11 protein-coding genes are annotated in these 14,258 nt (G+C 48.0%); 2 read left to right on the top strand and 9 right to left on the bottom strand.

Annotated features, from left to right (window positions below):
- Window positions 1-12: 12 nt before the first annotated feature.
- From D2962_RS00665 to D2962_RS00650, 4 genes are all read right to left on the bottom strand, one after another.
- Entirely contained in the window at window positions 13-2,127 is a 2,115-nt protein-coding gene (locus D2962_RS00665; RefSeq protein ID WP_122013802.1) for a BglG family transcription antiterminator, read from the bottom strand.
- An 85-nt stretch (window positions 2,128-2,212) separates the two neighbouring features.
- Window positions 2,213-3,577 carry a PTS mannitol transporter subunit IIBC gene (locus D2962_RS00660; protein WP_122013801.1) on the bottom strand — a complete coding sequence of 455 codons (1,365 nt, stop codon included), beginning with the start codon at window positions 3,575-3,577 and terminating at the stop codon, window positions 2,213-2,215.
- 302 nt (window positions 3,578-3,879) lie between these two features.
- The gene (tnpA, locus tag D2962_RS00655) at window positions 3,880-4,353 is read right to left on the bottom strand and encodes an IS200/IS605 family transposase (protein WP_122013800.1); all 474 of its coding nucleotides are present in this window, start codon (window positions 4,351-4,353) and stop codon (window positions 3,880-3,882) included.
- A 224-nt stretch (window positions 4,354-4,577) separates the two neighbouring features.
- On the bottom strand, window positions 4,578-5,255 hold the full coding sequence (locus tag D2962_RS00650) for a hypothetical protein (RefSeq protein WP_120765253.1): 678 nt from the start codon (window positions 5,253-5,255) through the stop codon (window positions 4,578-4,580).
- 209 nt (window positions 5,256-5,464) lie between these two features.
- Here D2962_RS00650 and D2962_RS00645 point away from each other — a divergent pair, with 209 nt between their 5' ends.
- The gene (locus D2962_RS00645) at window positions 5,465-6,730 is read left to right on the top strand and encodes a BaiN/RdsA family NAD(P)/FAD-dependent oxidoreductase (protein WP_120765252.1); all 1,266 of its coding nucleotides are present in this window, start codon (window positions 5,465-5,467) and stop codon (window positions 6,728-6,730) included.
- Between the two features lie 81 nt (window positions 6,731-6,811).
- Here the strand turns inward: D2962_RS00645 and D2962_RS00640 are convergent, their stop codons facing one another.
- The 5 genes from D2962_RS00640 to D2962_RS00620 all read right to left on the bottom strand — a co-directional run bounded on the left by D2962_RS00640 (window position 6,812) and on the right by D2962_RS00620 (window position 11,186).
- Complete coding sequence (locus tag D2962_RS00640) at window positions 6,812-7,474, bottom strand: ferritin-like domain-containing protein (protein ID WP_120765251.1); 663 nt, start codon at window positions 7,472-7,474, stop codon at window positions 6,812-6,814.
- Between the two features lie 121 nt (window positions 7,475-7,595).
- Window positions 7,596-7,937 carry a hypothetical protein gene (locus D2962_RS00635; RefSeq protein WP_147421224.1) on the bottom strand — a complete coding sequence of 114 codons (342 nt, stop codon included), beginning with the start codon at window positions 7,935-7,937 and terminating at the stop codon, window positions 7,596-7,598.
- A gap of 95 nt (window positions 7,938-8,032) precedes the next feature.
- Window positions 8,033-10,114, bottom strand: coding sequence for a heavy metal translocating P-type ATPase (locus D2962_RS00630; protein WP_122013799.1), 2,082 nt, complete (start codon window positions 10,112-10,114; stop codon window positions 8,033-8,035).
- 3 nt (window positions 10,115-10,117) lie between these two features.
- The gene (locus D2962_RS00625; protein ID WP_120765248.1) at window positions 10,118-10,330 is read right to left on the bottom strand and encodes a DUF5132 domain-containing protein; all 213 of its coding nucleotides are present in this window, start codon (window positions 10,328-10,330) and stop codon (window positions 10,118-10,120) included.
- Window positions 10,331-10,499: 169 nt separating this feature from the next.
- Window positions 10,500-11,186 carry a hypothetical protein gene (locus D2962_RS00620; protein WP_122013798.1) on the bottom strand — a complete coding sequence of 229 codons (687 nt, stop codon included), beginning with the start codon at window positions 11,184-11,186 and terminating at the stop codon, window positions 10,500-10,502.
- A 120-nt stretch (window positions 11,187-11,306) separates the two neighbouring features.
- On the opposite strand from D2962_RS00620, the gene D2962_RS00615 reads away from it, so the two are divergent.
- On the top strand, window positions 11,307-14,258 hold the full coding sequence (locus D2962_RS00615; protein WP_122013797.1) for a cation-translocating P-type ATPase: 2,952 nt from the start codon (window positions 11,307-11,309) through the stop codon (window positions 14,256-14,258).

Raw genomic sequence — 14,258 nt, 5'->3', positions numbered from 1 at the left:
AAGTCTATGGTGCTATTTTTTAAATACTTTTATAAGAGCTTTAATTATTTCTTCACCGGAGCCCTTGAGAAAAAGGCCCGGCAGGTCCGGATCTTCGATGATAGCTGCGCTGATAGTACCCATTATTTCCCTTTCTTCAGGCAGGGGACTGGAAGGAAGCAGCATCACCAGGGCGACGTCAACTTCCTCCGTTTTTCCATCCATGGTTTCCATAGCGATACTCTTTTTTAGTCTGAATACTCCCAGGAAAGGTTTCTTCACCCCCGAGCTCCGGGCATGGAGAACGGCCAGGCGCTCCCCGGGAACTCCGCAGCCTGCGACGTTTTGTCGTGCCAATAAATCCTCCGCTATTTTTTCCGGAGAAATCACTTCCACTCTGCTACCTATATGAGCCGCAATCTTTTTTACGAACAGGGCGGTATTTTCCGCCTCCAGGTCCTGTACCAACATGAAATCTTCCAGCAGTTCAAATACAGTAGAAGCTCCATTGAATTTATTTTCGGGAATATCGCGAACCGGGTGCTTCGTGTTTTCCCCCGGCGGAACGGTTTTTTCATAAGAATTGGCCAAATCCTTCGATTTCAGGAATTCCTTTATTCTCATGATCTCACTTTCCGTAAGCAGGGGGGACACCCTGAGCACCGGTATACGGTCAAGCTCCAGGGGTACCGTTGACAGCACCATATCGACGAAAGGGTATTTCTCCAGAGTTTGCTTTACTTCGCCCAGGGAAACCACATTCTGCACTACCAGCTCCGGCAGTTCCTTTTGCACGCGGCTTGCCAGCATCCGGGCGCTACCGATGCCGCTGGCGCACACCAGCAGCGCCTTGATGCTGTGCCTTTCGGTTTTGTTCTCCAGGGCGGCGCCTATATGCATGGCTATATATCCGATTTCCGATTCTGGTACCCGCACATGGAAAATATCTTCCAGAGTTTTTCCCGCTTTCCGGGCCACCTGCATTATTTCCGGATAGTTTTGTTTTAGCTGTGAGAGCAGAGGATTTCTTATCTCCATCCCCAGTTTGAGCCGGGAAATGGCGGGTTTCAGGTGTACCGCCAGGCCTTCCAGGATCCTCCTGTCTTTGAGGAGTTCTACTTTCAATTCCTCTCCCGCCTGTTTCAAAATCCTGTGCGCTGCTTCAGTAGCCTCCCGGTGATCTATCATGAAAAATTCATCCAATCCTCCATCTATGCGGAGTTTAGCTCCCAGAAGGTGCATGGTTATATATCCCATTTCTTCTTCAGGAATTGTGAGTTCAAAATGTTTTTCAAGAGAACGGGCTATTTCCCTGGCCAGCTTGAATTCCCGGGTTTTCTTGAGGTTCAAAAGCAGCCCTTTATCCATGGTTATGGCATCTTTGTCCTTCAGCCTGTCCATGGCCAGGGCGATATGGACCAGAAGTCCCGCATAGGAACTGTCGGCCAGGGGAAAATTTGAACTTTTAAGCACTTCATCCAGGATCTTTTCAATTTGCATCACCATACGGCCATCTATGAATTTCAAAACATATTCCCAGGGGATGACTTTTGCTCCAGTCGGAGGAGTGTCATTTTTTAGCATTTCACCCCCCGAAACATTATCTTTCAATATCCTTAACAGATGTTCTTCCTGGAAATTTTTATAGAACAGGTCCAGTATGAGCCTGCGCAGGCTGCTTTCCGCCCCCTCGAGTTTAATTCCGAGGCCAGGACGCCTTATCAATCTTATATCATAATCCCAAAGCTCTTCCTCGATTTTATCCAGGTCATAGCTTATGGTGGCTTCTGTCACGTTAAAACGTCTGGCAAAGGCGTACAGTTTTACGGGCTGTTTTTGTTCCAGCAAAGACAGCAGGATTAAATGGCGTCTTTCCTCCGGAGTAAGTTTTGAAGAATCCGGCGCATTTTTCATTTCCTGCTCAAGGTGAGAAAGAGCATGTTCTTCTCCCCATATCCTCAGGCCCGCCCCTGCCCGGCGCTCCAGTTTGACGCCGAAGGCCTCCAGTTTTTCTGAAAGCTGGGGCAGTTCCCGGAGGACGGTCCTTCTGTTCACTCCAAGGCTGTGCGCCAGTTTTTCGGTGGTGGCGGGACCCTTCAGCAAATACGAAATTATATTTCGCTGTCTCTCGGTGAAGGTCTGCTTCATTTTTTTCACTCCGGAATTTTTATCCTGTCCTGCCTTTAAAGTTAGAGTAACAGCTCTGGCTGTTACTCTTATTATATCATTTACCTTACTTTTTCAACCTATCTACTATCTGGTCGTAGACGGGATTGTTCACAAAAGCATCGATAGATATATGCTCGGCATCGGGCGCAGCGGCCCTTGCCCTGTCAGTAAGCTCCTTATGGGAAATCACTATATCGGCGTCTTGTGGTATCTCATTTATGGCAGCATGTATTACTTTTACGTCAAGGCCTGCCTGCTGTATCTTCTTTCTCAATACAGAGGCGCCCATGGCTGAAGAACCCATGCCGCCATCACAGGCAAACACTATCTTTTCCACCGAAGATTTCTGTCCCACGGCGTGAAAGGCCTTTTTGCCCTTAAGCTTATCAACCATGTCCTGGGCTGCATAGATATCGCCTTCCTCGGCGGCGAATCTCTTCAAAAGCACCGAAGACACCAGGAATGAGACCACTGCCGAAAGTGCTATACCGGCAAGCACAGGGAAGTATCCGCCCTTGGGAGTCATGGCGATTTCGGCAAATATGCTGCCCGGTGAAGGAGTTGCCACCAGGCCCGCTCCCAGCAATACGAAGGTGAACACCCCGGTGGCGCCGCCCAGGATGACTGCCAGTATCAATATGGGATTCATCAGAACGTAAGGGAAATATATCTCATGGATCCCACCAAAAAAGTGGATTATTATGGCACCGGGAGCCGACTGCTTTGCCATTCCTTTGCCCACCAGCCAGTATGCCAGCAGTACTCCAAGACCTGGCCCCGGGTTTGTCTCCAACAGGAAAAATATTGATTTTCCTGCCTGGGATACTTGTTCTACTCCTAGAGGAGCCAGAATCCCATGATTTATGGCATTGTTTAAGAACAGTATCTTGCCCGGCTCGATGAAAAGCGATGCCAGCGGAAGCAGGCCCGCATTTACTATGGCCTGAACTCCAGCAGCCAGGAACTTGTTTAGCCCTAGAACCACAGGACCTATAACCATATAGGCCAGGAGGGTGATTATCATACCTATGATTCCTGCAGAAAAGTTGTTTACCAGCATCTCAAATCCGGCCGGTATCCTGTCCTGTACCGCATCATCAAATTTCTTGATGGCATAGCCTCCGATGGGCCCCATTATCATGGCTCCCATGAACATGGGGATATCAGAACCCACCACCACACCCATGGTAGCCACAGCACCTACTACGCCGCCCCGGACGCCATGCACCAGTTTTCCACCAGTATATCCTATGAGCAGTGGCAACAGATATACAATCATGGGCCCTACCAGTTTGCCCAGGTGCTCATTGGGCATCCAACCGGTGGGGATAAAGAAAGCAGTAATTAGTCCCCACGCTATAAAAGCACCTATGTTGGGCATCACCATACCGCTTAAAAATCTTCCGAAGGCCTGAATCTTTGCCCTCATAAATAAACCCCCTTATTTTTTTAATTTCAGGCTATATTAAATTATGTCACCATTCATTTAGTGACATTTACTTAATAATATAGCCTTTTCTAATTATTATTATATGGCACCAAAAGCCTTCTTTTCAAGGAAAAGATATTAAATTAGCAGAATCGGAAGTTGGTGACATTACTTAATCATCACCACCCGCTTAGCGGGTGGTTTGCACTAGCCCTATAAGGGCATTTACTGGCTGAGCCTTAAGGCTCGTTGAATGGTCTGCCAACCGCGTATTTTTTCAGGCTGCCCCTAAAGGGGCATTTTTATTTTTTGCCTTTGTTTACCGGCTCACCCGTAAACGGGTCAATGTATTCTTTTAAGCTTATTTGGTCACTTGCTATATCTTCCTGTAACTGATTCTTGATATATTCTTCTATTGCCTTTTTATTGCGACCCACTGTATCTACATAGTATCCTCTGCACCAAAATTGTCGATTCCCATACTTGTATTTCAGGTTTGCATGTCTATCAAATATCATCAACGAACTTTTCCCCTTCAAGTATCCCATGAACTGTGATACACTTATTTTAGGTGGAATACTGACCAACATGTGTATGTGATCTTTGCAGGCATTTGCTTCTATTATTTCCACGCCCTTGTATTCACATAGTTTCCTTAATATTTTCCCTATATCAGCCTTTATTTTCCCATATATTACTTGTCTTCGATACTTCGGTGCGAATACTATGTGATATTTACAATTCCATTTGGTATGTGATAAACTTTCATTATCCATTTTGGATAACCTCCTTTGTTTTGATGCGATTGACAGACCTTCATCCATTCTAACAAAGGAGGTTTTTTATTTCTACTCATAGCTATAAGCTTTTTGGAACCACCTGCATAGCAGGTGGTTTTCGTTATACAAATAATTAAGCAGGAGTTGCCTCCTGCTTAAAATTTACGCTGAGTTTTATATTGTTTGATAATTCCATAAGTGAATAAGTGAGTGCCTGGCACCTATAAAATTATCACTCCCAGCACCTGGGGCCAGCAGCCGCCGTAGGGGCCGGGATTTTCAATGAATATTTTGGTGAGGCCTACAACAAAATAAGTTTCTCGGGTATTTAGCATTTCTTTTGTCTCCTTTAATTTTGCCGAAAGCATGCCGGGGTTTTCCCGGATGAAATCATGAAATTTTTGATACCATAAAAGGTCGGTGGCCATCCAGTTGTGTTCAATGCCCCCAGTGCCGTCTTCAAACACAAAGCGGGCTTCGTATTCCAGGGGATTGTAAGGGTTGCGCCGGAAGTTGACATCCTTGACGTTTGGTTTTATGAGGCCTAAAGTCCTTCCCCGGCTGAATATGAAATCCGCCGAGGAATCGACCAGGGATCGCAGAAGCTTCACCTTTTCCACTTCGTTTAATACCTTAACAAGGCTCGGGACCATCTGCTCATTTCTCACGAAAAACCTGTCTTCGGGGCGGGGAGCCGCCCCCCACCAGTCGTTGATGCTGATTTCGGTGATGCCGAATATGTCGAAATTTTTTTCCTCACCGTTATAAAGGTCGGATTGGTACATGGGCATGGGCCTTATCCACCGGCGGTTTTCGTCTACTCCCACGAGGCTCACCCGGGTGTTGTACAGCCGCGAAACGGCAAGAAGTGTGAACTTAATCCTTCCCTGATTTGCCATAACAATTCCTCCAGTCGATATTTTTAATTATGATTTTTTTCCGGACGGTCAAAAGGGCCATTTCTTTAATAAAATATATTTCTGCAAAGGAGAAATTATTATTTTTTTGGTATAATAGGTTTGGGGACACACCTCCTCTTCTAGGGCAGGAGACCGGTGGAGGTAGGAATGTCCCCAATAATATAAGCAGGTTGTTTGGAGGAAATGAAATGTCTAACGGTGCAAAACATGTGATCATCGTTGGCGGCGGGGCTTCAGGAATGATGGCTGCCATTTCCGCCAGGATGCACGGCGCCGTCGCTACGTTGCTGGAGAAAAACCCCCGGGTGGGGAAGAAAATCCTTGTGACTGGCAATGGCCGTTGCAATTTTACTAATATTTATGCAGATATAGACCATTATCACGGTAAAAATCCCAAATTTATTTATGGGGCATTTTCCGAATTTGATGTTTCCAGAACCATCGCTTTTTTTGAAAGGCTTGGCATTGCCCATAAGGTGGAAGAATGCGGAAAGGTTTTCCCCATGTCGGACCAGGCCTCCAGTATGCTGGATGTGCTGCTTTATGAACTGAACCGACAGGGCGTCAACATTTGCTGTAATAGCCCGGTGAAAAATATTGCCGGGCAGGAAGGCGACTTTTCTGTGGAAACACAGGACGGCAGGTTCTTTCACGGTGACAGGATAATCCTCTGCTGCGGCGGAAAGGCCATGCCCTCCACCGGTTCCGACGGCAGCGGATATGATCTGGCCCGCCGGATGGGCCATAAAATCGTAGATATTTTCCCAGCCCTGGTCCAGTTGAAACTGGAAGGAAATTTTTTCAAACAGATAGAAGGAGTAAAGTTTGTGGGCACCGTCGAGATCCTGTCCGGAGGGAAAACTATGGCAAAGGGCAGGGGGGATATCCTTTTTGCCAATTACGGTATATCGGGACCGCCTATTTTGCAGTTGAGCCGAAAAGCCGGAGAGCTGCTGCAAAAAAAAGAGGAAGCGGTTTTGAAGGTATCTATAATCGACACCATGTCTAAAACCGAACTTCAGGAACTTCTAGCCCTCCGCTTTGAAAACATGCCTGAAAAGACCGTGGAGTTCAGCCTGGTAGGACTTATCAATAAAAGGCTTATCAGGGTCTTATTAAAACAGGCGGGAATAAAAGATCTGAATGTCCCGGTAGGAAGCCTTTCTGCAGGCGATATCCGAAAAATCGCCGAAATACTTTCGGACTGGCGTTTCAATATCACCGGCACCAGGTCCTGGCCCAGCGCTCAGGTTACCGCCGGCGGTGTGGATACCAGCGGCATAGACCCCCGCACCCTGGAATCTCGCCTTATAAAGGGGTTGTTTTTCGCCGGTGAAATAATAGACATCGACGGGGAATGCGGAGGTTTTAACCTGCAGTGGGCCTGGTCCTCGGGCTTTACGGCGGGAAAATATGCGGCCATAGCGGAGGCTGAAAGTCAGATGCCGGATTAGGTAGGATTTGCCGAAACGGCAAATCCTTTTATAGGATATCGGAGGCCGGAAGTCGAAGGTAAGAGGTCGGGATATAAAATATCAGTCATCGTCTTCTTCGGGGTTAATGACTTCCTGTCCCAGTTTCTTGATTTTGCTTAACTCGCTCTTGAGGTTTGTGATTTCATCTTTAAGGTCCATCAATTCCTTCAAAGCCGATTCATGATTTCCCTTCAATTCTTCCATGATAGCTTTTTCCAGCTCATCCTTTTCCGCAGACAGCCGGGCAAATTCTTCATCCTTTATTTTTTTGGCCTCATCAGCAATCTCTTTTACACCTTTACTCATGGAATCAATGGCATCCCGGGCTTTTTCGGATATGGTCATTACTCCCTGGGTAGCCTTTACCGCCAGGGGCCTTAAACCTTTCTTGATGCCCGGCGCCAGAGTTGCCCCTATAAAGGCGGCGGCTATTCCTGCCAGGAATCCTTTGGCCTCGGTGGTCCTGCTCCACATGCCCAGCCTCTGGCCCACCAGTCCCAGTGATTCCCTCAGGCCCGGCATGGCGTTCTGCCTGGAAAAAAAACTCAAAGCCCTGGCAAAATGCCCGGCATGTTCTCTCTCATGTCTTAAAGCATGGCCGAAAACCTGGCGGGCATATGCATTTTTTAGATTTTCAAGCTGGGCCCGGTACTGGTCTATAGCTGTATGTTCAGCTTCTAAGCCTTTTTGAAGGGATTTTACAATTTCTTCATATTCTTTCATTTTATCACTCCTCTTCCACGATTTATTTACGAGGTATATTTTTTTCCAGTACAGCTAAAATTATGCAAAAACCTGGACAAAAAAATAGAGCCTTTGGAGCTCCTTTATAACAAAATAAACTTTATTCCTCGTTTTTCTGTTTGATTTCATTTATCTCGTTTTGCAGCTGGGATATCACATTTTTTAGTTCTTTTATTTCATTGAGGGCATGGTTTCTTTCCTGGCGCATCTGCTCCAGGGCATTATCATAGCTGGAGTCGGTTCCGAGCGCGGTTTCCCGGGCTTTTTCCCTGCGGCGGTCCCTGAATTCTTCCACCGTCTCCTTGCCCTTTTCCGCCAGGCCTATGGCACCGCTGACTCCCTTGACCAGCAGGGGCCTGGCAACTTTTTTTACTCTGGGAGTCACCATATAGGCCAGGGCTGCGGCCCCCAGACCCCAGAAAAACGGTTTTAAAATCGGCAATATTATCCCTCCCTTTCTTTTATGGGAATTGGATTTTATATAGCCTCTCATCTTTAATCTGCCCCTTGAAAAATTTAATATGCTGAAAAAAGTTTTTAGATTTTCATGTTTAAGACTCCCATGGAATTGATGAGCACCGCCAGGGAGTTTAAATTATAGTAAACGGCGGCAAAAAAAGGATCTATGATTTTTAAAGCCGAAAGAGCAATACCAGCTATATTGGCTCCGGCAGCCATGGCCAGGTTTCGGGTTGCCACATGCTGCATTTTCCTGCTTATTATTATGGATTTGGGTATATTTTCCATATCATTATTTAAAATGGCAATATCTGCAAAATCTTCAACCCGAAGCAGCCCCCGGCCAAAACATATGCTCGCATCGGATGCCGCCATAGCGGGTATGTCGTTTATGCCGTCGCCTATTACGGCCACCTTATGCCCCTGTCTTTTATACGACTTTATGATTTCCGCTTTTTCTTCAGGCGAAAGGGAGCTTTCGATTAGATCTATGCCGCAGGATTCCGCTATGCGTTTTACGGCCTGGGAGCTGTCTCCGCTTATAATGCCCACCCTGGCGATGCCCCTCTTATAGAGCCTGTGTATCATTTCCGAGACGGCAGATTTGAGAGTGTCCCGGATTCCGATGAGGCCTATGAGCCTCCCCTCTTTTGCCACATAAACTTCACTTTCGCCGTAGTGCTGTATGCGGCGGGCTTTAGGCAGGCTGTCGGATATGTCCACACCTTCCACCACCATGAAGTCATGGCTTCCCACTATGATTTTTTGCCCGTCTATAAAACCTTTTATGCCGTTGCCGGCCACTTCCCGGCTCACGGAGGGAGGTACCGGGGTTATATTTCTTATCCTGGCCTCCTTTAGAATGGCCGATGCCAGGGGATGGACACTTCCCGTCTCCAATGATGCGGCGGTTTTTACCACGAAATCGGCGCTGTAGCCCCTCATGGGCAATACCCGGCTTACCACCGGGCTTGCTTCCGTAAGAGTGCCGGTCTTGTCGAAAAAAACCACATCTATATCCGCCAGCTTCTCAAGTGATGCCGGCCTCTTCACTATAATTCCTTCCCGAGCGGCCCGGGCCACTCCCAGCTTTACCGGCAGGGTACCCGCCAGGGTACATGCCCTGGGCGATGCCGACAGCAGCATGGCCAGCACCCTTAAAAAGTCGCGACTGAAGGCAAATACCACACCGGATGTGACAAGGGCAAAAGGAGTTATTTTCTCCGCCAGTCTCTCGCCCTTTTCACCGTATGCGGTCTTTGCATCAAGATAATTGTCGTGCATAGAAAGGAGCTCGCCCATGCGGGTATCCCGGCCCGACCTTTCGGCCATCACCTTTATCTCTCCGCTCATGACCCGGGTCCCTGCCAGCACGTGTTGTTGTTCATTCTTGAAACGGGGCATGTATTCTCCCGTGAGGATAGACTCATCTACCACCGCTTCACCCTTTACCACCCTTCCGTCAGCTATAATCATATCTCCGGTGCCTGCGGTGAATGTATCCCCGGGCATGATGTCGGTCTTCAGATAGGGCATCTGCTTTTCGGGGAAAACTCGGTACAACTTTTCCGCCCGCCTTACGGCGATTTCCTGGATAACCGTAGAAAGATTCAATAAAAACACCACTGCCAGCCCCCAGAGGCTTTCCCTGAGCACGAGGGTAATGAATGTGGCGGCGCCCATTACCAGCTCATAATTTATGCCGCCTTTTTTGACGGCCTGCGAAACGCCCTTCTTCAGTATGGGGTAACCGGCAATCATGGAGACGGCGGAAGAGAGATAAAGCACGGCATAGTCGGTGGTGAGGGGAGATTTGCCTGCCAGCACCTGTTTTAATGTCAGTGCCGCCAGGGTGCTTCCGGAAAGGATGGTTTCCGCTACAGGCAGTCCCTGGATCTCGTCTTCTTCCGAGATTTTTTGAACCGGCTCCTGCCATTTTGACGAAAGAATTTTTAAAGCCAGCCGCCCCTCTTCCACCCCCGGGTAGAAAAGCACCAGCACCCGGCCGGTATTGGGGTTTGCGGAAACTTTTTTTACGCCGGGTTCCCGGCGCAGATAAAACTCTATTTTGTTTTTATAGTCTTGCCGACGATAAAGGGCCGGTACCCAGAACCTGATTCTCCCGGGAATCCTGGATCTTATCTCGATGTTTGGGGTCAAATACTACTCACCCTTCTTTGCGGCCATATTGGCTGCATAGGCTTCGGCTACGATATCCTCGATCTCTTCCTTGATTTCATGATAAGCCTCTTTGACTTTGTCACCTACCGCCAGCACGGCCCCGGCGGTCATCACCGCAAGTTTTCTTACGGGCTTTCTCAAAAGCATCAGTGCCGCAAAAGCGCCTGCTCCAAACCAGAATTCTTCGCTAAACATCAAATCACCTCCAAAAATTTACCGGTTTTGGATCATTTTGAATAAAGCCTTTTATGTTTTTTATATTTTTTCCCATGGCTATGTTTTTATCCAAAAAAACGATGCAAAATAAAAAAGAGCCTTTTTAGCTCCTGTGTTCAAAGTAAGGGGTAATTCAGTTGTGCGGCCGTTATACCGCATCTTCTTTAATTTCTTCTCCCAAAAATTCCGGACTTGAGTTTTCACATGTTTCATCCCACAGGCTGTAGACATCGTCTACCACTTGCCGGCATAAAATTTCCTGGGTCTTGAGCCGAAGGCTTTTGAACATGCCTTCCAGGAGTGCCTGTATTTTTACCAATCGGTCTTTTTTGATATCGTCGCCGGATATGCCTTCAAACAATATTTCTTCCGGTTTGACCTCCGAAACCAGGAAGTCTACGGGAAAAGGCAGCAGTGCTTTACATGCATTCCTGAAGGCCTTTTGGGACAATTTTTCGCATAAGAAAGAGACTAGGTGGGTCTTTGTCATATCTTTTATCTCGTCATCCAGGTCTGCCGTTTCAGGCAAAAGGTCGGGAATATCCTGTTTTACCACAGGCCTTCCAAAAAATGCTTCCAGGCGCAATTTTATCTTTTCCGTAAGGGTATCGATGAATTGAAGGTAGTTTACGGAAGAAAATAAAAATTTTTCAGCGCTCTTTTCTCCGTATAAAAATATATAATTTGCAAGAAAATAAGCATATGTGTCGATATTTAATTGGAGTTTATCAAAATATGCCGCAGTCTCATGTTTAATCAAGTTTTCCAGCTCGTCTACCAGATTGCAGCAGTCGTTTTCATCAAAAAATGTTGCATTTTTTTCAAATACAATCATTTTAATTCACCTCTTTTGGAGAAACCGAACTTCAAGAAAAACCCTATTTTATTTTATTTGGCGCATGTTAAACCCTCATTAAGAAAATGTTAACATTATGTTAAGTTTTGAAGGGAGCCAGTGGAAACAGGCATGGGGGCAGTCTACGGTTTTAAGCAGGATATCCGATATGTTCCCGGGCGCATAAGGATAAGGGTACCCGGCATTTACAAAAACCAAAAATCTGCCGATGCCTTCACAAGATATATTTCGTCAAAGCCCGGAGTCACTATGGTTTACGCTGATTCCTGTACCGGCAGGGCGCTGATTTTTTTTGAGGAAGACAGGATTAAGCCGTCGGCTCTGACCAGGGAAGTGGTTAAAACCCACTACATTATTTCCGTGCTGGGACCGGAAAAGCTCATCTTCCGGGAAAAGCCCGAAAATGAAGCAAAGGATAAAAGCTTAAAATGGTCGGAAATGAGCATAAACCAGGTGATAGCGGCACAAAGGACAAACCCTCTTTCCGGGCTTGATGGGCGGGAGGCCAGACACAGGCTGGCACTGTATGGTAAAAATTCGCTATTTGTTCAGGATAAAAAGAGCTTCTGGCGCATTTTTATCTCCCAGTTTAAGCAATTTTTACCAAGAGTCCTGGTGGTGGCCGGAGGGCTTTCTTTTTTGTTGGGTGAAATCACCGACGGAGTCACCATTGCCGCCATTGTCATTCTGGAGGCCTTTCTGCAAAGTGCCCAGGAATATAAAGCGGAAGAAGCCCTGGCGGAGTTAAACAGGCTGTCCGCTTCCCGGGCCAGGGTCATCAGGGATGCCAGGCCGCTGGAGATATCTTCAGATCTGGTGGTGCCGGGAGATGTGATAGAACTTTCCGCGGGGTGCAAGGTGCCGGCAGATGCCAGAGTAATTGAAGCCCATGGCCTGGAAGTGGTGGAATCGGCCCTTACGGGGGAGTCTCTACCGATTTCCAAAAACACTTCCATATGCCGCAGCCGGCATCTGGCGGAGCTGTCCAACATGGTATTTATGGGCACTTTTATAGTCAAAGGCCGGGGGCGGGCCATCGTCATTGCCACCGGTCGGGACACCAGGATGGGACAGATAGGAAATCTGCTGTCTTCCATCAAGGAATCATCCACACCGTTGCAGCAGGAGCTGGAACGCCTGGGTAAAAGCCTTACTTTCCTGTGCCTGGGCCTTTCCTCTATAGTGGTGTTGTCGGGAATCATTCGGCGCCAGAGCCTTTTGCCTATGCTCAGAGTGGGCATAAGCCTGGCGGTAAGTATTATCCCTGAAGGATTATCCGCCATCCTCGCCATTTCCCTGTCATTTTCCACCAGGAGGATGGCCCGGGAAAACGTTATTGTCAGAAAGATGCAGGCCATTGAGACTCTGGGCTCCACTACCGTTATATGCTGTGATAAGACCGGCACCCTCACCAAAAACGAGATGACGGTAAAGGAGATTTTCTGCGGCGGAGAGCTTATCCATCTGAAGGGCAATGACCTGAAAGCCGGTTTTTACCGGGGAGAAAAAGAAATAATCCCTTCGGACTTCCCGGATCTCTGCCAGGCTTTGACCTGTGCAGCCCTTTGCAATAATGTAAAACTCGAGGCCGATGGCACCTTTGACGGAGATCCCACCGAAGTCGCCATGTTGAAGGCCGTGCTGGATGGAGGTTTGGACCTGGATGACCTATTGTCGAGATTTTCCAGGATCCATGAGGTGCCTTTTGATTCCACCCGCCAGAGGATGGCGGTGGTATTCAAAGAGGTAAACGGTAAGAACTTGGTATTTTTAAAGGGCGCTCCCGATGTCATACTGGAATACTGCAATTACATTTATTTCAAAGGCAATGTAGCCGCCATGGATGAGGAGCAAAAGAAACTCCTGGCGGAACAAAACAATAAAATGGCTGATGATGCCCTTCGAGTCCTGGCGGTGGCTTACAGGGAACTTCCGGAAGACTATTCAGGGGATCAGGAAATAATTGACCGTGACCTGGTCTTCGGGGGGCTTCTGGGCATGGCGGACCCCGCCAGGCCTGAAGCACGGGAGGCCATACAGAAATGTCACCGGGCGGGCATCCACGTGGTGATGATCACCGGAGACCATCCCAGCACGGCAACGGCAGTGGCCCGGGAGCTTACTCTATTAAATGGTGGGAAAATACTCACAGGGGCTGATCTTGACAGGATGTCCCAGAAGGAATTGGAAAAAGAGATAGAACATGTAACGGTTTTCGCCAGGACTCTGCCGGAACATAAATTAAAGATAGTGAAGGCCTTTAAAAATACCGGCCACATAGTTGCCATGACCGGAGACGGGGTGAATGACGCCCCGGCCATAAAGGAGGCGGACATTGGTATCGCCATGGGCAAAAACGGCACCGACGTCACCCGGGAAGCCTCCTCCGTCACCATAACCGACGACAATTTCATAACCATAGTGCGGGCTGTAGAAGAAGGCCGCGCCATAAACGACAACATAAAGAAATTTTTAAGATATGTGCTGTCAGGCAATCTCGGAGAGGTTTCCGCCATTATGCTGACTTCCCTGGCGGGTCTACCTGTGCCCCTCTCTCCTGGGCAGATCCTGTGGATAAACCTGGTGACCGAGGGCGGCCCCGCACTGGCCCTGGGCCTGGACCAGCCTTCCAGAAACATAATGGACCGAATGCCGAGAAATCCCCAGGAAAATATCCTGGACCCCAAAACCTCTCGCCAAATCGTGGCAAAAGGCACCGGCATAGGGCTTTCCACCTTCGGGGTATTTTTGACGGCCCTTTCCCGGTACGGCCTTCCCAAAGCCCAGACTATGGCCTTTGCCAACATAGTCACCAGTCAGATGATGAATGTATATGACGTGAGGAAAAATCATGCCCCGCAGCCGGAAAACAGTTTGATAACTCCATCGGTGGCCATGTCGATAGCCATGATGCTCTCGGTCATATATACCCCGGGCGTGGGAACCTTTTTCGGCACCGTTCCGCTGTCCCTCGTGGACTGGCTCTTCATCCTGGCCCTCTCCAGGCTGGGGCTGATGTTTCGCCGCATATGGCTACCATTTATGCAATAA

Source organism: Biomaibacter acetigenes (assembly GCF_003691585.1).
GTDB classification, from domain to species: domain Bacteria; phylum Bacillota; class Thermosediminibacteria; order Thermosediminibacterales; family Tepidanaerobacteraceae; genus Biomaibacter; species Biomaibacter acetigenes.
The sequence above is the reverse complement of the archived record's forward strand: the minus strand, read 5'-3'. Positions and strand labels throughout refer to the sequence as shown.

Coding starts and splice junctions, on each gene's coding strand:
- D2962_RS00665 (WP_122013802.1), bottom strand. CDS start 2,127: ATGAAGCAGACCTTCACCGAGAGACAGCGAAATATAATTTCGTATTTG.
- D2962_RS00660 (WP_122013801.1), bottom strand. CDS start 3,577: ATGAGGGCAAAGATTCAGGCCTTCGGAAGATTTTTAAGCGGTATGGTG.
- tnpA (WP_122013800.1), bottom strand. CDS start 4,353: ATGGATAATGAAAGTTTATCACATACCAAATGGAATTGTAAATATCAC.
- D2962_RS00650 (WP_120765253.1), bottom strand. CDS start 5,255: ATGGCAAATCAGGGAAGGATTAAGTTCACACTTCTTGCCGTTTCGCGG.
- D2962_RS00645 (WP_120765252.1), top strand. CDS start 5,465: ATGTCTAACGGTGCAAAACATGTGATCATCGTTGGCGGCGGGGCTTCA.
- D2962_RS00640 (WP_120765251.1), bottom strand. CDS start 7,474: ATGAAAGAATATGAAGAAATTGTAAAATCCCTTCAAAAAGGCTTAGAA.
- D2962_RS00625 (WP_120765248.1), bottom strand. CDS start 10,330: ATGTTTAGCGAAGAATTCTGGTTTGGAGCAGGCGCTTTTGCGGCACTG.
- D2962_RS00620 (WP_122013798.1), bottom strand. CDS start 11,186: ATGATTGTATTTGAAAAAAATGCAACATTTTTTGATGAAAACGACTGC.